This is a genomic window from Streptomyces sp. NBC_00091, assembly GCF_026343185.1.
In the GTDB taxonomy this organism is placed as follows: Bacteria; Actinomycetota; Actinomycetes; order Streptomycetales; family Streptomycetaceae; genus Streptomyces.
The window spans coordinates 400,227-416,446 of sequence record NZ_JAPEMA010000001.1 but is presented as its reverse complement, the minus strand read 5'-3'; the positions used below and the strand labels follow the sequence as shown (position 1 = coordinate 416,446).

Here is a 16,220-nt window from a genome sequence, read left to right as displayed (position 1 = left end):
CGTGCGAAGATTCGGGTCGTGAGCGCCAACCTCAGCCCCGCGGGCCAGCCGAGTCAGACGTACGATTCCGCCTTCCTGAAGGCGTGCCGGCGGGAGCCGGTGCCGCACACCCCCGTGTGGTTCATGAGGCAGGCCGGCCGCTCACTCCCCGAGTACCGCAAGGTGCGCGAGGGCACGGCCATGCTCGAGTCCTGCATGCGCCCCGACCTGGTCACCGAGATCACCATGCAGCCGGTGCGGCGCCACAACGTCGACGCGGCGATCTTCTTCTCCGACATCGTGGTCCCGCTGAAGGCCATCGGCGTCGACCTGGACATCAAGCCGGGCATCGGCCCGGTCGTCGCCCAGCCGATCCGCCGCCGCGAGGACCTCGCACAGCTGCGCGACCTCACCCCGGAGGACGTCTCGTACGTCACCGAGGCGATCGGCATGCTCACGGGTGAACTGGGCTCCACGCCGTTGATCGGTTTCGCCGGCGCGCCTTTCACCCTCGCGAGCTACCTCGTCGAGGGCGGCCCCTCCAAGAACCACGAGCACACCAAGGCCCTGATGTACGGGGACCCGGAGCTGTGGGCCGAGCTGCTCGACCGCCTCGCGGAGATCACCTCCGCCTTCCTGAAGGTCCAGATCGAGGCCGGCGCCTCGGCCGTCCAGCTCTTCGACTCCTGGGTCGGCGCGCTGGCCCCGGCCGACTACCGCCGCTCCGTGATGCCGGCGTCCGCCAAGGTCCTGGAGTCCGTCGCCTCGTACGGGGTCCCGCGGATCCACTTCGGCGTGGGCACGGGCGAGCTCCTCGGCCTGATGGGCGAGGCCGGCGCGGACGTCATGGGCGTCGACTACCGGGTCGCGCTGGACGAGGCCGTCAAGCGGGTCGGCCCCGGCAAGGCGCTCCAGGGCAACCTGGACCCCGCCGTCCTCTTCTCCACGGAGGAGGCCGTGCGGACGAAGACGGACGAGGTCCTCGCTGCGGCGGCGGGCCTGGAGGGCCACATCTTCAACCTGGGCCACGGCGTCCTCCCGACGACCGACCCGGACGCCCTGACCCGCCTGGTGGACTACGTCCACACCCGGACCCAGCGCTAGCCGGCCGGTCGGCCGGCCGCTGCGCGGGGCAAGTCCCCTACCCGCCCTTCCACCGTTCCTCCCCCAGCTACCGCTGGGAGGTGCCCCCAGGGGCGCCGCCCCAGACCCCGCGCCTCAAACGCCGGCGAGGCTGGAAATCCAGCCCCGCCGGCGTTTGAGGCGGGAACGGTGGAAGGGCGGGTAGGGGACCGCTCCGCGCAGCGGCGAGCCCCGCTCAGACCCCGGCCGCCCGCACTGCGGAGACGGCGCGGCGGGCCGCCACCAGGACCGGGTCCCAGACCGGGGAGAACGGGGGCGCGTAGCCCAGGTCCAGGGAGACGATCTGCTCGACGGTCATGCCCGCCGTGAGGGCGACCGCCGCCACGTCCACCCGCTTCGCGGACCCCGCACCGCCGACGATCTGGACGCCCAGCAGCCGCCCCGTGCGCCGCTCCGCCAGCATCTTGACGGTCATCGCGGCCGCGCCCGGGTAGTAGCCCGCCGTGTTCGTCGAGCGGATGGTCGCCGTCACGAAGCGCAGGCCCGCCTCCCGGGCGTCCCGCTCGCGCAGTCCCGTACGGGCGATCTCCAGGTCGCAGACCTTGCTCACCGCGGTCCCCACGACGCCCGGGAACGTCGCGTAGCCGCCGCCCACGCCCGAGCCGATCACCTGGCCGTGCTTGTTGGCGTGCGTGCCCAGCGGGATGTGCCGGTTGCGGCCCGCCACCAGGTCCAGCACCTCCACGCAGTCGCCGCCCGCCCAGACCTCCTCGTGGCCCCGGACCCGCATCGACAGGTCCGTCAGGAGCCCGCCGGACTCGCCGAGCGGCAGTCCGGCAGCTCGTGCCAGCGCCGTGCGCGGCTCGACGCCGATGCCCAGCACCACCACGTCCGCCGGGTACTCCTGCCCGTCCGCGGTGGCCACCGCGCGGGCCCGGCCCTCCTCGTCGGTGAGGACCTCCGTGACCTCGGCGCGGGAGACCGTACGGATCCCCATGCCGTTCATCGCGCCGTGCACCAGGCTGCCCATGTCCGGGTCCAGGGTGGCCATCGGCTGCTCGCCGCGGTGCAGGACGGTGACCTCGTACCCCCGCCCGACCAGGGCTTCCGCCATCTCCACGCCGATGTACCCCGCGCCGACGACGACCGCCCGGCGGCCCGGCGTACGCTCGAGGCCCTCCATCAGGCGCTGCCCGTCGTCCAGGGACTGGACCCCGTACACCCCGTGCGCGCCGATCCCCGGCAGCTTCGGGCGGACCGGGCGGGCGCCGGTCGCCAGGACCAGCTTGTCGTAGCCCGTCCAGGACTCGGCGCCGCTCTCCAGGTCCCGGGCGCGTACCCGGCGGCCGGGCAGGTCCAGCTCCACGACCTCCGTGCGGGTGCGCAGGTCGATGTCCCGGGCGCGGTGCTCCTCGGGGGTGCGGGCGATCAGGTCGTCCCGCTCGCCGACCAGGCCGCCGATCCAGTACGGGATCCCGCAGGCGGAGTACGAGGTGAAGTGGCCCCGCTCGAAGGCGATGATCTCCAGCTCCGCCGGGTCCTTGAGCCGCCGGGCCTGTGACGCGGCGGACATCCCCGCCGCGTCACCGCCGACCACCACCAGTCGTTCCGTCGTCATCGTCCGCCCCGCCTCCGCGCCGCTGCCCACGCCTACGTCCACGTCTACGGGGACACGCTACGGGCGGACCGGACGTCAGTCCTGGAGATCCGCCGCAGGCTCAGTCGCAGGCTCAGCCGCCGGGGCGGCGGACGGCTGGCGGGGCACCAGGGTCCGGGGGAGGCCCGTCTTCGGCTTCGCCGGGCGCACCCTGCGGTACGCCCTGAACCCGAGGGCCAGCAGGGCGGCGGCGATCGCGAAGGGCAGCACCGCCGCGACCGCGAGGGCCAGGTAGCGCACGAGGGTCGTGAACACGCTCCAGCCGCCGCCCAGGGCGTCACCCAGGCCCGGCTCCGCCTCCTTCTCCTTCACCGGGACGGCGGCGGGCTCCGAGACGGAGACCGTGATCGTGCCCAGCGCGGTCTGGTCCTTCAGCGCGTTCTGCTGGGCCAGCAGCGACTCCAGGTCGGACTGGCGCCGGCTCAGCTCACCCTCCAGCATCACCACGTCACTGAGCGCCGAGGCCTTCTCCATCATCTCCCGCACCCGGGCCACACTGGCCTGCTGCGACTTGACCCGGCTGTCGACGTCGGCGACCTTCTGGGTCACGTCCTGCGCCTCGACCTTCCGGTTCAGCAGCTTCCCGCTGCCCTCCAGGGCTCCGATCACCGCGTCGAAGCGCTCCCCGGGCACCCGCAGGGTCAGCGTCGAGGTCATCCGGCCGTCCTTGGCGCGCTCGGTGGACTCGTTGCCCACGTAGCCGCCCGCCGCCTCGGCCGCCGTACGGGCCGCGGCCAGGGCCTTCTGCGGCTCGGCCGTCTCGATGCCCAGCGACCCCGTACGGATGACGTGCGGGCGGACAGCGGCCTGCGGCTGGCCCTTGGCGTCCTGCGCGGCCGCCGGCGGAGCCGCCGCCCCGGCCCCCGGCTTGCCCTGGGCGGCCCCGCCCTCCCGGGGGCCGGCGACCGCCGCCTTTTCGGAGGAGGCCCTCCCGCCGCCGTCGGCGCCGCAGCCCGTGAGCGCGAGGGCCCCCGCGAGGGAGAGGGCGGCCAGCGCCGCCGCCGAACGGTGTCTGTGGAGCGTGTGCATCGTCAGTACCCCCGGGGGATCGGCTGGTGTCGCCGTTTCGACGCCCGCGGCCCCCCGGCGGGTTTCGCACGCGAGGTCCCGAGGTGATCCCGATGCGGTCACGGTCCGGCCTCACCGGCCGGTCTGAGACGATGTGTTCATGCACGAAGCGGACACACGTACGGACAGGCCGGTCCCCACGCGGCACGTCGTCGTCATCGGCGGCGGCATCGCGGGACTCGCGGCCGCCCACCGGCTGCTCGCCGACGGCGTCCGCGTCACCCTCCTGGAGGCCTGCCCGCGCCTCGGCGGCAAGCTGTACGCGGGAGAGATCGCGGGAGCCCCCGTCGACCTCGGCGCCGAGTCCGTGCTGGCCCGCCGTCCCGAAGCCCTGGAACTGGCCCGGGCCGTGGGCCTCGGCGACGCCCTCCAGGCCCCCGCCACCACGACCGCCCACCTGTGGACCCGGGACGCCCTGCGGCCCATGCCGCGCGGCCACGTCATGGGCGTACCGGGCGACACGGCCCCGCTCGCCGCCTCCGGCGTGCTGTCCGCCGAGGGCCTGGCCCGTATCGCCGCCGACGCCGAACTCCCGCCCACCGAGGTCGGCGAGGACGTGGCCGTCGGCGAGTACGTGGCCGCCCGGATGGGCCGCGAGGTCGTGGACCGGCTGGTCGAACCGCTGCTCGGCGGGGTCTACGCCGGCGACGCCTACCGCATCTCGATGCGCGCCGCCGTCCCCGCCCTCTACGACGCCGTCCGCACCCACCCCACGCTGACCGAGAGCGTCCGCGCCCTCCAGAGCGGGGCCGCGGCCCGCGCGGCCGCCGAGCGGACCACCGTCACCGGCGCGGCCGCCACCGGCTCCTTCTTCGCCGGGATCTCCGGCGGCATCGGCCGGCTGCCGCTCGCCGTCGCCGACGCCTGCCGGGCCGCCGGGGCGCGGATCCTCACCGGCACCCCGGTGCGCGCGATCAGCCGTACGCCCGAGGGCTGGCGGATCACCGCCGCCGACGAGGTCCTCGACGCCGACGGAGTGGTCCTCGCCACCCCCGCCGGCCCCGCGGCCGGGCTGCTCGCCGGCCTCGCCCCGGCCGCGGCCGCCGGGCTGCGCGAGGCCGAGTACGCCTCCATGGCCCTGGTCACCATGGCCTTCCGGCGCTCCGACCTGCCCGCCGCGATCGCCGACGGAGCCGCCAGCGGGTTCCTCGTACCGCCCGTGGACGGCCGCACGATCAAGGCGTCCACCTTCTCCAGCAACAAGTGGTCCTGGGCCGCGGCCGACCCCGGACTCTTCCTGCTGCGCACCTCCATCGGCCGCCACGGCGACGAGGGCGACCTGAAGCGCGAGGACTCCGAACTGGTCGACGTCTCCCTCGGCGACCTCGGCGAGGCCGTCGGACTGGCCGCCCGGCCGGTGGCCGCCACCGTCACCCGCTGGGACGGCGGACTGCCCCAGTACCCCGTCGGCCACCTCGCCCGGGTCGCCCGGATCCGGGCCGCCGTCGCGGAGCTGCCCGGCTTCGCCGTCTGCGGAGCCCTGTACGACGGGGTCGGCATTCCGGCCTGCATCGCGAGCGCCGGGAAGGCGGCCGACGCGGTGATCGCCGCTATGGCCACCCCTGGCACCGACCACTGATCAGCACACGGGACAATGGACACATGACTGCACCAGAGAAGATTCCCAACGCGGGGAAGAAGGCGAAGGACCTCAACGAGGTCATCCGCTACACCCTGTGGTCCGTCTTCAAGCTGAAGGACGTCCTTCCGGAAGACCGCGCCGGCTACGCCGACGAGGTCCAGGAGCTGTTCGACCAGCTGGCCGCCAAGGACATCACCGTCCGCGGCACCTATGACGTCTCGGGCCTGCGCGCCGACGCGGACGTCATGATCTGGTGGCACGCCGAGACCGCGGACGAGCTGCAGACCGCCTACAACCTGTTCCGCCGCACCAAGCTGGGCCGCGGCCTGGAGCCGGTGTGGTCGAACATGGCCCTGCACCGCCCCGCCGAGTTCAACAAGTCGCACATCCCGGCCTTCCTGGCCGACGAGGTCGCCCGCGACTACGTCAGCGTCTACCCCTTCGTGCGCAGCTACGACTGGTACCTGCTGCCCGACGAGGACCGCCGCCGCATGCTCGCCGACCACGGCAAGATGGCCCGCGGTTACCCGGACGTGCGCGCCAACACCGTCGCCTCCTTCTCGCTGGGCGACTACGAGTGGCTGCTGGCCTTCGAGGCCGACGAGCTGTACCGCATCGTCGACCTCATGCGTCACCTGCGTGCCTCCGAGGCCCGGATGCACGTCCGTGAAGAGGTGCCCTTCTACACCGGGCGCCGCAAGTCCGTCGCCGATCTGGTGGCCGGGCTCGCCTGAGACCTCCCCTGGGGGGAAGGACCGGAGGACCACTCGTGACACAAGAGTGGTCTCCGGGGATCGGGAGGCCCTGCCCCCGAATCGACGCAGCCGGAGACCCCGCCCGGAAGTTCAGACGACTGGCGGCAACAGCGCCCTGGGAGCGCTCGTTGCCCGGTCGTCCAGCGACACCGGTGCGGGCTCCGGATGCGGCGCACACGTGATGCGCCACCCCGGGGTGGCGCCCGTCAGCAGATACCGCTCGACATGTCGGTCCACGCACGCGTTGAGTCCGCCGGCCACCCCGTGCGTGCCCGCCCGCTGCTCCGTGACCAGCGCGGCCCGGGCGCCGAGCCGCCGTTGCAGTTCCAGCGCGCCCCGGTGGGGCGTCGCCCCGTCCCGTTCCGCCGCGACGATCAGCGTCGAGGGCAGCCCGCCCGCCGGTGCCCCGACCTCGACCGGCCGCTGCCGTTCGGACACCGGCCAGGAGGCGCAGGGCAGGTTCAGGAAGGCGTTGGCCCAGGTCTCGAAGGGCGCGCGGCGGGCCAGTTCGGTGTTGTCGCGGTCCCAGGTCTCCCAGTCGGCGGGCCACGGGGCGTCGTTGCACAGCACCGCCGTGTAGACGGCCGTCGCGTTCGCGGCCTCGGCCGCCGTCCGCGGATCGGGAGCCGCCTGCCGGGTGAGGGGGCCCGGGTCGCCGCGCAGGAAGGCGGCGAGGGCCGCGGCCCGCTCCGGCCAGACGTCGTCGTAGTACGCGGTCTGGAGGTACGCCGCGTGCAGTTCGCCCGTCCCGACGACCCCGCCCGCCGGGGTCCGGGCCACGGTCGCGCGGACCTTCTCGTAGCTCGCCCGTACGGCCCGCGCCGTGGTGCCCAGCCCGTACGCGGCGTGGTGGCGGGCCGCCCAGGCGCGGAAGTCGGCCCAGCGGCGCTCGAAACCCGGGGCCTGGGCGAGGTTGTTGCGGTACCAGATGCGGCGCGGGTCCGGATCGACCGCCGAGTCGAAGACCATGCGGCGGACCCGGTCCGGGTGGCGGGTGGCGTAGACCGCCCCGAGGTAGGTGCCGTAGGAGGCCCCCATGAAGCTCAGCCGGGGCTCGCCGAGCGCGGCCCGCAGCACGTCCAGGTCGCGGGCGTTGTTCAGGGTCGTGTAGTGCGCGAGCGCCGCGCCGGCGTGCCGCGCGCAGCCCCGGGCGTAGGCCTGGGCCGCGGCCAGCCGCTCCCGCTTGTGGGCGGGGGAGGGTTCGGCCGGGACCTGGGTCGGGCCGTGCGGCCGCTCGGCCGGGTCCTGGCAGACCAGCGGGGCGGAGCGGCCGACTCCGCGCGGGGCGTAGCCGACGAGGTCGTAGGCGGCGGCGATACGGGCCCACGCGGGGCGGTCGGCGAGCAGGGGGAAGAACATCCCGGAGGCGCCCGGCCCGCCGGGGTTGTAGACGAGCGCGCCCTGGCGGGCGGCGCCGCCGCGGCCGGTCGCCGGGACCCGGCTGACGGTGAGGGAGATCTGCGGGCCGTCCGGGCGGGCGTAGTCCAGCGGGACCCGCAGGGTGGCGCAGCGGACCGGTCCGGGCAGCTCCTCGGCGGCGGGGCAGGGCCGGAAGTCGAGCCGGGCGGCCCCGGCGGCGGGCCCGGGTACGGGGCGGGTGCCGTGCGCCGGGGCCCCGGGCGCCCCGCCGGCGGGGGGCGGTACGGCCACGGGCCGCAGGGCGGCGGCAGCGGCGGCCCGGCGGGCGACGAGTTCCGCCCCGGCGTCCTCGGCGGCGGTCGGGGCGGGCCCGGGGCCGGGGCCCGCGGTGCTCCCGCCGCTCGCGCGGGCCGGCGCGGGGGCGCACAGGGTGAGGCAGAGGGCCGCCGCGGCGACGGCCTGGCGTGCGAGCGCGGTCCGCATGGCACTCCCTTCATCTCATCGTCCGGTCTGATGAGATGTCAGGACCGCGCGGCTGTACAGGCACACCGCCGGACGCCGGGGCGCGGTACGCCCGGTTGACGTAGAGGGCTAGGCCCTGTCGTCAAAGTGGCGCCGGTAAGGCCCGCGGCGTCCGGTGCCGTGCATCGCAAGGCGGAGGAGCGCCCGAGTACTGGACGTACTTGGGCGCTCCGACAACGCGGCGAGGTGCGGTGCCGGGCGTCGCGGGCAGGCGGGACTTTGACGACAGGGCCTAGGGGGTGTCGCGCCCGAGGGCGGCGCGGAGGTCCGGGTCGCGTACGGCGCGCAGTCCGCGTACGGCCACCGCCGCGAGGGGGTCCGCCCCGGCCCGCTCCCGCTCCAGGGCGAGGAGCAGCCGCTGCCCGGCGGGGGAGGCCCACGGGGAGCACCCGGGACCGCCCGGTCCGGCGACGGCCAGGCAGCACACGACGAGCAGCATCGGCAGCGCGAACCAGTACAGCACCTTCGCCACGGTCGCCCCGTCCGCCGGGACGGCCAGCGAGGCCGCCGCCATGGCCACGACCAGCACGGCGGCCCGGCGCACCGACCGGGCCCCGTCCGACACGGCGTCCCGTACCTCCCGCGGCACCGCGAGGCCCGCCTCGTCCAGCCGGTCCGCGAGGGCCCGTACGGCCGCGTGCGCGGCGGCGGCCCGCCGGACGGCCGACACCGGGGACTGCCCGTCGGGGCCGAACGCGCCCAGCACGGCCCGCTCGTGGGCGTCGCGCCCGACCGGGTCGAGCACGGTGGCCCAGCCGGTGCGGGCGAGCAGCAGCCGGTGCCGGCGCTCCATCGACAGCAGGGTCAGTACGGCGACCCGCTCGGGGCCGCCGGCCAGGTACGCGGCCTCGTACAGGCTCAGCGCCCCGTGCCGCCGCACGGCGGCGGGGCGGGGCGCCGGCTCGGCGGCCTCGGTGGCGGCCCGCAGGAGGCGTGTGGCCGAGGTCAGCACCCCGGCCCAGGCCAGCAGCAGGAACAAGATCCAGAACATGGCCGATTTCTACAGCCGCCGGAGCGGAATTCCGGCGACCGGTGCCCAAGCGTGAGCAGCTCGTGATCCGGTGGTGATGGCCGGTCAGGAACTGCTGGAGCAGCTGGAACCGGAGGAACTGCTGCAACTCGAACCGCTGGAACAGCTCGAACCGGAGCTGCCGGACCAGCTCGAACCGGAACCGCCGGAACAACCCGAACCGGAACCGCCGGAACAGCTGCTCCCGGAGGATCCGCAGCCACCGGACCCGGAGGATCCGCCCCCGCCGTCGCTCGTCGCGCACCAGAGCACCGGAAGCAGCTCCGCCGACGATCCGAGCACGTCCGCCGAGCCGGTCCCACGCCCCCGGGACTGGGCCGCCGCCAGCCGGGTGCCACGGGCCGCCGGCACCAACTGCTCGCGCAGGTAGGGGTCCCGCAGACCCCGCAGCCCGAACAGCGCCGTCTGCACCCGAGGCGCCGGATCCGCCGCGTACCACTGCCGGAAGCCGGCCAGCGCCCGCCGCCCCGCCGGGGTGATCCGCAGCCGGGCCCGCCGTGCGCACACCACCCCTGCCACGAAGCCGCCCAGCAGCGCCGGGAGCACCGTGAGGATGAACGGCACCCGGGGCTCCGGGTCCAGTGCCCAGAACACGAAGGTGAGCGGCAGCGACACCGGCACCAGCATCACGCACACCACCGCCTGGACCAGCCCCCAGCGCCGCGCCCCACGCCCCGCACCGGGGGCCGAGAGCAGCCCCCGGGCCGCCAGCCCGTCCCCGGTCTCCTGCACGGCCGGCTCGCGCATGGCGGCGTACCGCACCTGGTACAGCCACCCCGAGGGCGCCTGCGCGAGCGCCAGCAGCACGGCCCGCTCGGCGGGGTCCGCGCCCCGCGCCCCCGTCCGGGCCTGCACGATGCCCGGGCCGCCGACGAGCAGCCGGCCGTCCCCGAGCAGCGAGACGAGCGCGCTGTCGACCACCGTCCCGGGACCGCCCGTCAGGAAGGCGGCCTCGGACAGGTCGTGCAGGACCGGCGCGGGCCCGGACACCGGGGGCCGGGCGCGGCGCAGGGCGCGCAGCAGCAGGGCGGTGGAGGCGATCACGGCCGCCCAGACGGCGAAGGCCAGGAGGTTCACGGCGCTCTCCCCACCAGGGCGCGGGCCCAGCGCGTGACGCGGCCCGGCGGCCGGGCCCCGGACCGGTCCCGCCACCAGGCGGTGAGCCGGCGCCGGGCGGCCGGGTCGGCCGGCAGGTCCCGTACGAGCAGGTACTCGGCGAAGTCCAGGGCGTCCCGGCGGTATCCGTTCCGCATGGGCCGGCTGCGGGAGTAGCCGAGGAAGGCCGAGCGGTAGGCGTCGGGACCGCCCAGCAGCTCGGGCAGCTCCGGGGCGAGCTTCGCGACCACCGAGGCCCGCTTGGCGGCCAGCGCCCGCGCCTGCACCCGTACGCGCTGCCGGTCGAAGCCCTCGGGTACCGGGGTCCCGGCGACCAGCGCCGACAGCAGGGCCGCCTGCCCGAGCCCCACCCGGGTCCGCACGGCCTCGCTCGCCCTGCCGGGGGCGTCCTCGCGCAGGGCGACCCGCTCCCGCAGGATGCCGGGCGGCCCGCCCGCCTCCACCACGGCGCGGATCCGCCCCAGTTCGGCGGCCAGCTCCGCCTCGGGCGGGAAGTCGTCGTCCCGCTCCAGCAGCACACCGGGCGGGTCCACCCGCTCGCGCAGCCGGGCCAGCACCTCGAGCACCACCGGCGGCACGGGGTGCGCGTGGGTGTCGTGCCAGACGCCGTCGCGCTCCACGCCCCCGGCCACGTGCACGTAGGCGAGGGCCTCCAGCGGGATCCCGTCCAGCACGGCGGCCGGGTCCTCACCGCGGTTGACCCGGTTCGTGTGCAGGTTGGCCACGTCGACGAGCAGCCGTACGCCGGTCCGCTCGACCAGCTCCCGCAGGAACCGGGCCTCCGTCAGCTCCTCCCCGGGCCAGGAGACCAGCGCGGCGATGTTCTCCAGCGCCAGCGGCACGGGCAGCGCGTCCTGCGCGATCCGGACGTTCTCGCACAGCACGTCCAGCGCGTCCCGGGTCCGGGGCACGGGCAGCAGGTGCCCGGCCTCCAGGGGCGGCGAGGAGGTCCGTACGAAGGCGATGTGCTCGGTGACCAGCGGCGCCCCCAGCGCCACCGCCCGCTCCCCGAGCGCCGCCAGCTTCGCGGGATCGGGGCGGTCGGCCCCGCCCAGCCCCAGCGAGACCCCGTGCGGGACGACGCGGACCCCGCGCTCGCGCAGCCGCAGCAGGGACTCGGGCAGATGGCCCGGGCAGACGTTCTCCGCGACCACCTCGACCCAGTCCAGGCCTTCCAGCCGCTCGACCGCGTCCGCGATCTCCGGCCGCCAGCCGATGCCCACCCCCAGGCGTTCCATGGGCTTCATGTCCCCCCTCGCCCCCAACTCACGGACCGTATGCCGATGTGATGGCCCCGTAAGGGCCGCATCAACCACCAGGAGGGGACGTTCAGAGCAACATTTGAGGTTCCGCCCGCCCGCCCCGCCGGCCGCCCGCCCCGGCCGCCCCGGAGCCGCCCCCGCGCCCGCCCCGGCGCAGGGCCCGCGCCGGCCCCGGAGCCCCCGCCCGCCTCAGAGCCGGGCGCGCAGCGCCGGGTGGTCCGAGACCACCGTGCAGGAGCCCGGCGCGATCTCCGTGAAACCGGCGTCCCGCACCACCGGCAGCCCGCTCCCGCTCAGCTCCGCCCACCGCTCGCGCGGGGCGGTGCGTACCGCCAGCCGGAAACCGCAGGCCCGCCACAGGGCCCGCTCGGCCGCGGTCAGCTCCCACCAGGCCAGCTGCGCCGCGTGCCCCGCCTGGGCCATCGCCTTCCCGGCCGACATGCCGAGATCGGGGTTCAGCCACAGCACCGGCAGCCCAGGCTCGGCCGGAGCCACCGGCTCCGGGTCGTCCAGGTCGGTGCCCGACACCTGGAGCTTGGCCAGCTCCTTGGGCCAGCCGTCCAGCGGCACCGGCGGGAAGACCCGGACCTCCGAGGCCTCCCCGTGCACCGTGACACCCGGCAGCGTCCCCGCCTTGCGCCACTCCGCCCCGCGCGCCCGCCGGACCACCTTGCGGATCCTGGCGTCCTGCCAGTCGCGCACCGCCTGAGCCCACTCGCCCTCGCCTTGCGCCCGCTCGTCCGTCAGCAGGACCAGCACCGCACGGGCCGCCGTCTCCAGTGCGTCGGTCCGGGCCGGGGGTCCGGTCTTCTCGATCCGCACCACCAGCGGCAGCACGAACTGCGGGGCCTCGTCGCGCAGGACGTGCTCCTGCCGGAAGGGACTGTCCGCGCCGACCGCGGGTACGCCTGTGGTCTCGTTCGTGTGCTGGCTGCTCATCCGGCCAAGGATGCCAGGGTCCGCCTTCAGGAGGATGTCCCGGGTGGCCGGCCCGGGTGAGGATCGACTCCATGAAGAGCGACCTTTTCGCGTCGGAGAACCTGGCGCAGCAGTCCACCGCCCCGGGCATGACCCTGCAGAACGCCAAGTCCGTCAAATACGCCGTCAACGGTGAGATGCTCGCCCGCCAGGGCTCGATGGTCGCCTTCCGCGGCAACCTCCAGTTCGAGCGCAAGGGCCAGGGCATCGGCGGCATGCTCAAGCGGGCCGTCACCGGTGAGGGCCTCGCGCTGATGTCCGTACGCGGCCAGGGCGAGGCGTGGTTCGCGCACCAGGCCGGCAACTGCTTCATCATCGACTTCGAGCCCGGCGACGCCCTGACCATCAACGGGCGCAACGTCCTGTGCTTCGACCCGACCCTGTCCTACGAGATCAAAATGGTGAAGGGCGCCGGCATGACCGGCGGCGGCCTCTTCAACAGCCTCTTCACCGGCACCGGCAAGCTCGCCGTGGTCTGCGACGGCAACCCGATCATCATCCCGGTCACCGCGCAGGCGCCGGTGTACGTGGACACGGACGCGGTCGTCGGCTGGAGCGCCCACCTGGAGACCGGGCTGCACCGCTCCCAGTCGGTCGGCTCCATGATCCGCGGCGGCTCCGGCGAGGCCGTCCAGCTGATGCTGCGCGGCGAGGGCTTCGTCATCGTCCGGCCCAGCGAGGTCACCGAGACGGTGGCGGCCCACTGAGGCTCACCGACGTGGGCCGCCGCTACGGCAGGCGGCGGCCCTGGGTGCTGCGCGGGGTCACGGCGGAGCTGCCGGACGGCTCCCTGGTCCGCGTCGAAGGGGGCAACGGCGGCGGCAAGTCCACCCTGCTGCGCATCCTCGCCGGCATCGACACCCCGACCGAGGGGCGCGTCACGGGCCGCCCGCACCGCACCGCCTACGTCCCCGAACGCTTCCCGGCGGCCCTGCCGCTCACGGCGGGCGCCTACCTGACCCACCTGGGCCGGGTGCAGGGCCTGCCGCGCGCCGAGGCGGCCCGGCGGGTGGCCGACGGGCTGGAGCGGTTCGGCGCCGCCGCCTACGCCCGCACTCCGATGGCCGAACTGTCCAAGGGCACCAGCCAGAAGGTGGCCGTGGCCCAGGCCCTGCTCGCCGAGCCCGGGCTGCTCGTCCTCGACGAAGCCTGGACCGGGCTGGACGCGCCCGCCCGGGCCGAGCTGGACCGGGCCGTCACCGAGCGCACCGCCGCCGGGGGCACGGTGGTCTTCGTCGACCACGACCCCGCCCGGCTCGCCGGCCTGCCCGACGCCCACTACCGGGTGCGCGGCGCCGCGCTGGAGCCGGTGGCCCCGGCCCGGGCGCCGTGCGTACGGATCCACGCGGCGGGCCCGCCCGGCGCCGAGCCGCCCCCGGGCCCGGCCGCCGCGCCCGCCCCCGACGGCGGGGTCCTGCTGACCGTGGACGCCGACCGCTCCGACGCCCTGCTGCGCGAGCTGCTCACCGCCCACCCGCCCTGGCACATCCGTGCCGTGGAGGAACTTCCGTGACCGTGACCGCCCTGATCCGCTACCAGGGCGCCCTGCTGCTGCGCTCCCAGCGCTGGATCGCCCCCCTCGTCGTGTACGCGGCCTTCGTGGCCGTCGGCGTCCGCTCCGGCGACCCGGTGCTGGACGCCCTCGGCTACGCGGCCGCCGGCCTGGTCCCACAGACCGCCTGGCTGGTCCGGATCTGCGTCACCGGCGAACCCCCGGCGGCCCGCGACTGCTCCGCCGCCGCGGCCGGGCCCACCCGGGTGCACGCGGCGGCCCTGCTGACCGCCCTGGGCGGGAGCCTGCTCGCCGGGGCCGCCGGCGCGGCTTTCGCGATGCTGCTCGGCGACTTCCAGCGGCAGCCCCCGGCCGAGGTGGCCCTGGCCGGGGCGGTGGGGGTGGCGGTGTGCGCCCTGACGGGCGCGGCCGTGGGCGCGGTGTGCAGCAGGCCGCTGGTCCGGGGGCGGGGCCTCGCGGTCCTCGCCGGGGGCGTCGGCTCCCTGCTGGCCTGGGTCGCGGCCTTCTCCCCGGCCCGCAGTGCGGTGTCCGCCCTGGTCACGGCCGCCCGCTCGGACACCGTGCCGCTTCCGCTGGGCGCCCTGGCGGGGGCGCTGCTGCTGGCCGGGGCGGCGGGCGCGGTGGCCTGTCTCGTCAGCGCCCGCCGCGGCTGAGCGCGCCCCTGCCTCCCTCCCTCCCTGCCGAAACGTCACTTCCCCAACGTCACTTCCCCATCAGCTCGGACACCTTCACGAAGCGGAACCCGCGCTTGCGCAGCTCCGGGACGATCTTCTGGATTGCCTGCTCGGTCACCGGGGCGGCGCTGCGCGTGCAGTGCATGACCACCACCGAACCGGGCTTCACCCCGGCCAGCACCTGCTCCGCCACCGCGTCGGGGTCCTTGGCGAAGGCGTCCCCGCTGACCACGTCCCACTGCACGGCCGTCACCCGGGCGGGGGCCAGGGCCCGCAGCGCCTGGTCGTCGTAGCAGCCGCCGGGGAAGCGGAAGTACGGCACCGTGTTGACCGCGCCCGCCTTCCTGAACGCCGCGAAGGCCCGGTCCACGTCGGCCCGGGCGGCTTCGCCGTCCAGCGCGGGGAGTCCGTAGCAGGGGGACTTGAAGGCGTGGTGGCTGTAAGAGTGGTTCGCGATCTCGAAGTTCGGGTCGGTGCCGATGGACTTCGCCTGGTCCGGGTACTCCTCCGCCCAGCGGCCCGTCATGAAGACCGTCGAGGGCACCTTCAGCCGGCGCAGGGCGGAGATCAGGTCCGGGTTGTCGAACCGTTCCCCCGAGGCGGCGCGCGGCCCCTGATCGGAGGTCATATCGGCGTCGAAGGTCAGCGCCACCGTCTTGTCGGCCCCCTGGCGGGCCCGCTCGAAGACGGGGGTCAGGCCGTTCGGGCCGGGTGCGAGGGTCGGCACCCGGGCGGGCGCACCGGCCAGCGGGGACGCGGGTGCGGAGGGGGAGGCCGGGGCTGCCGCGGTGGCCGGGCCGGAGGCCGCGGGGCTGCCCAGCCGGGCCTGGCCGGCACCCTGCGGGGCGCCGTCGGAACCGCCCCCGCATCCCGCGAGGGCGGCACTGAGCGCGGCTACGGCCGCTACTTTGCGTACAGAAAGGGTCACGCACGCAAAATATATGACTTTCCGATAAGAAGGCCGCTCGACAGGCGGTCAAGCGGACGGACGGCCGTTCCCCTGACGGAGGCCGTCGGTGTTCTCCCGTCACCGGCCTGGCCCATCGGGGGCGCCCGCCTTCGTGACCTAGGCCGAATCCTTTCGTTGGGGCGGCTGCGGCGGCCGGTGCGGTCGCCGTCAAACGCGAGGAAAGGTGGCACGATGAGGCGCGTTCTGCAGTCGATTCTGGTCGTGGTCTCGATCGCCGGTGCTTCGGCGTTCGGCCAGGTCGCCGTGGCGGACCAGTACGGCGACGGCTCCAACAACTCCCAGACGCACGAGATCAACCACAGCTGCGGCCCGGTACTGAACGGCTTCTGCAACCAGACCAACGAGTTCCGGCCGCACGTCGAGCTGAACATTCGCCGGCTGCTCCTCGGGGACGGCGACGACAACGGCACCTCGGGCTCCTCGGGCACGTCCGGTTCTTCGGGTACGTCGGGCTCTTCGGGTGGTACCTCCGGCACCTCCGGTTCCTCCGGTACTTCCGGGGGTACCTCCGGCACCTCCGGCTCTTCGGGTACGTCGGGCTCCTCCGGCGCTTCGTCCTCCGGTACCTCGGGCACCTCCGGTTCTTCGGGTGGTACCTCCGGCGCGCCCGGCACGCTCAGCGTTCCCGGTGGTGGAACGCTGCTCGGCGGCCTCGGCCTCGGCCGCTGACTC

15 protein-coding genes are annotated in these 16,220 nt (G+C 75.3%); 7 read left to right on the top strand and 8 right to left on the bottom strand.

Translation table 11 applies throughout. The features are described from left to right. The first annotated feature begins 18 nt into the window (after positions 1–18). Positions 19–1,083 carry a uroporphyrinogen decarboxylase gene (hemE, locus tag OOK34_RS01810; protein ID WP_267032097.1) on the top strand — a complete coding sequence of 355 codons (1,065 nt, stop codon included), beginning with the start codon at positions 19–21 and terminating at the stop codon, positions 1,081–1,083. 214 nt (positions 1,084–1,297) lie between these two features. Here the strand turns inward: hemE and OOK34_RS01805 are convergent, their stop codons facing one another. Both OOK34_RS01805 and OOK34_RS01800 read right to left on the bottom strand, forming a co-directional pair. Next, complete coding sequence (locus OOK34_RS01805) at positions 1,298–2,680, bottom strand: FAD-dependent oxidoreductase (protein WP_267036587.1); 1,383 nt, start codon at positions 2,678–2,680, stop codon at positions 1,298–1,300. Between the two features lie 75 nt (positions 2,681–2,755). After that, a complete protein-coding gene (locus OOK34_RS01800) occupies positions 2,756–3,748 on the bottom strand; it encodes a DUF4349 domain-containing protein (protein WP_267032096.1) in 993 nt (330 codons plus the stop codon). A gap of 139 nt (positions 3,749–3,887) precedes the next feature. Here OOK34_RS01800 and hemG point away from each other — a divergent pair, with 139 nt between their 5' ends. Together hemG and hemQ are read left to right on the top strand one after the other, a co-directional pair. Continuing rightward, a complete protein-coding gene (gene hemG, locus OOK34_RS01795; protein ID WP_267032095.1) occupies positions 3,888–5,366 on the top strand; it encodes a protoporphyrinogen oxidase in 1,479 nt (492 codons plus the stop codon). A gap of 23 nt (positions 5,367–5,389) precedes the next feature. Beyond that, the gene (gene hemQ, locus OOK34_RS01790; protein WP_267032094.1) at positions 5,390–6,103 is read left to right on the top strand and encodes a hydrogen peroxide-dependent heme synthase; all 714 of its coding nucleotides are present in this window, start codon (positions 5,390–5,392) and stop codon (positions 6,101–6,103) included. 111 nt (positions 6,104–6,214) lie between these two features. Here hemQ and OOK34_RS01785 read toward each other — a convergent pair whose 3' ends face one another. The 5 genes from OOK34_RS01785 to OOK34_RS01765 form a co-directional block, all read right to left on the bottom strand. Then, positions 6,215–7,966, bottom strand: coding sequence for an alpha/beta hydrolase (locus tag OOK34_RS01785; protein ID WP_267032093.1), 1,752 nt, complete (start codon positions 7,964–7,966; stop codon positions 6,215–6,217). Between the two features lie 271 nt (positions 7,967–8,237). After that, the gene (locus tag OOK34_RS01780) at positions 8,238–8,996 is read right to left on the bottom strand and encodes a TIGR04222 domain-containing membrane protein (RefSeq protein ID WP_267032092.1); all 759 of its coding nucleotides are present in this window, start codon (positions 8,994–8,996) and stop codon (positions 8,238–8,240) included. 84 nt (positions 8,997–9,080) lie between these two features. Beyond that, positions 9,081–10,112, bottom strand: a complete 1,032-nt coding sequence (locus tag OOK34_RS01775) for a TIGR04222 domain-containing membrane protein (RefSeq protein ID WP_267032091.1) — start codon at positions 10,110–10,112, stop codon at positions 9,081–9,083. Further along, entirely contained in the window at positions 10,109–11,389 is a 1,281-nt protein-coding gene (locus OOK34_RS01770; RefSeq protein WP_267036586.1) for a DUF692 domain-containing protein, read from the bottom strand. The genes OOK34_RS01775 and OOK34_RS01770 overlap by 4 nt, the downstream gene beginning before the upstream one ends. Before the next feature lie 213 nt (positions 11,390–11,602). Beyond that, positions 11,603–12,352: a peptidyl-tRNA hydrolase gene (locus OOK34_RS01765; RefSeq protein WP_267032090.1), complete on the bottom strand. Its 750-nt coding sequence runs from the start codon at positions 12,350–12,352 to the stop codon at positions 11,603–11,605. A 71-nt stretch (positions 12,353–12,423) separates the two neighbouring features. On the opposite strand from OOK34_RS01765, the gene OOK34_RS01760 reads away from it, so the two are divergent. Genes OOK34_RS01760 through OOK34_RS01750 form a run of 3 tightly spaced genes read left to right on the top strand, consistent with a single transcriptional unit; the run spans position 12,424 to position 14,557 of the window. Then, positions 12,424–13,098: an AIM24 family protein gene (locus OOK34_RS01760; protein ID WP_267032089.1), complete on the top strand. Its 675-nt coding sequence runs from the start codon at positions 12,424–12,426 to the stop codon at positions 13,096–13,098. Further along, positions 13,095–13,904: an ATP-binding cassette domain-containing protein gene (locus OOK34_RS01755; protein ID WP_267036585.1), complete on the top strand. Its 810-nt coding sequence runs from the start codon at positions 13,095–13,097 to the stop codon at positions 13,902–13,904. Before OOK34_RS01760 ends, OOK34_RS01755 begins: the two co-directional genes overlap by 4 nt. Then, on the top strand, positions 13,901–14,557 hold the full coding sequence (locus OOK34_RS01750; RefSeq protein ID WP_323183388.1) for an ABC transporter: 657 nt from the start codon (positions 13,901–13,903) through the stop codon (positions 14,555–14,557). Before OOK34_RS01755 ends, OOK34_RS01750 begins: the two co-directional genes overlap by 4 nt. A 49-nt stretch (positions 14,558–14,606) precedes the next feature. Here the strand turns inward: OOK34_RS01750 and OOK34_RS01745 are convergent, their stop codons facing one another. Next, complete coding sequence (locus OOK34_RS01745; protein ID WP_267032088.1) at positions 14,607–15,506, bottom strand: polysaccharide deacetylase family protein; 900 nt, start codon at positions 15,504–15,506, stop codon at positions 14,607–14,609. 213 nt (positions 15,507–15,719) lie between these two features. Here OOK34_RS01745 and OOK34_RS01740 point away from each other — a divergent pair, with 213 nt between their 5' ends. Then, entirely contained in the window at positions 15,720–16,217 is a 498-nt protein-coding gene (locus tag OOK34_RS01740; protein ID WP_267032087.1) for a hypothetical protein, read from the top strand. The last annotated feature ends 3 nt before the right edge of the window (positions 16,218–16,220 follow it).

What these genes read in the sequence shown, in the direction of transcription:
- OOK34_RS01805 (WP_267036587.1), bottom strand. Translation starts at nt 2,680, where the DNA reads ATGACGACGGAACGACTGGTGGTGGTCGGCGGTGACGCGGCGGGGATG.
- OOK34_RS01800 (WP_267032096.1), bottom strand. Translation starts at nt 3,748, where the DNA reads ATGCACACGCTCCACAGACACCGTTCGGCGGCGGCGCTGGCCGCCCTC.
- hemG (WP_267032095.1), top strand. Translation starts at nt 3,888, where the DNA reads ATGCACGAAGCGGACACACGTACGGACAGGCCGGTCCCCACGCGGCAC.
- hemQ (WP_267032094.1), top strand. Translation starts at nt 5,390, where the DNA reads ATGACTGCACCAGAGAAGATTCCCAACGCGGGGAAGAAGGCGAAGGAC.
- OOK34_RS01785 (WP_267032093.1), bottom strand. Translation starts at nt 7,966, where the DNA reads ATGCGGACCGCGCTCGCACGCCAGGCCGTCGCCGCGGCGGCCCTCTGC.
- OOK34_RS01780 (WP_267032092.1), bottom strand. Translation starts at nt 8,996, where the DNA reads ATGTTCTGGATCTTGTTCCTGCTGCTGGCCTGGGCCGGGGTGCTGACC.
- OOK34_RS01770 (WP_267036586.1), bottom strand. Translation starts at nt 11,389, where the DNA reads ATGGAACGCCTGGGGGTGGGCATCGGCTGGCGGCCGGAGATCGCGGAC.
- OOK34_RS01765 (WP_267032090.1), bottom strand. Translation starts at nt 12,352, where the DNA reads ATGAGCAGCCAGCACACGAACGAGACCACAGGCGTACCCGCGGTCGGC.
- OOK34_RS01760 (WP_267032089.1), top strand. Translation starts at nt 12,424, where the DNA reads ATGAAGAGCGACCTTTTCGCGTCGGAGAACCTGGCGCAGCAGTCCACC.
- OOK34_RS01740 (WP_267032087.1), top strand. Translation starts at nt 15,720, where the DNA reads ATGAGGCGCGTTCTGCAGTCGATTCTGGTCGTGGTCTCGATCGCCGGT.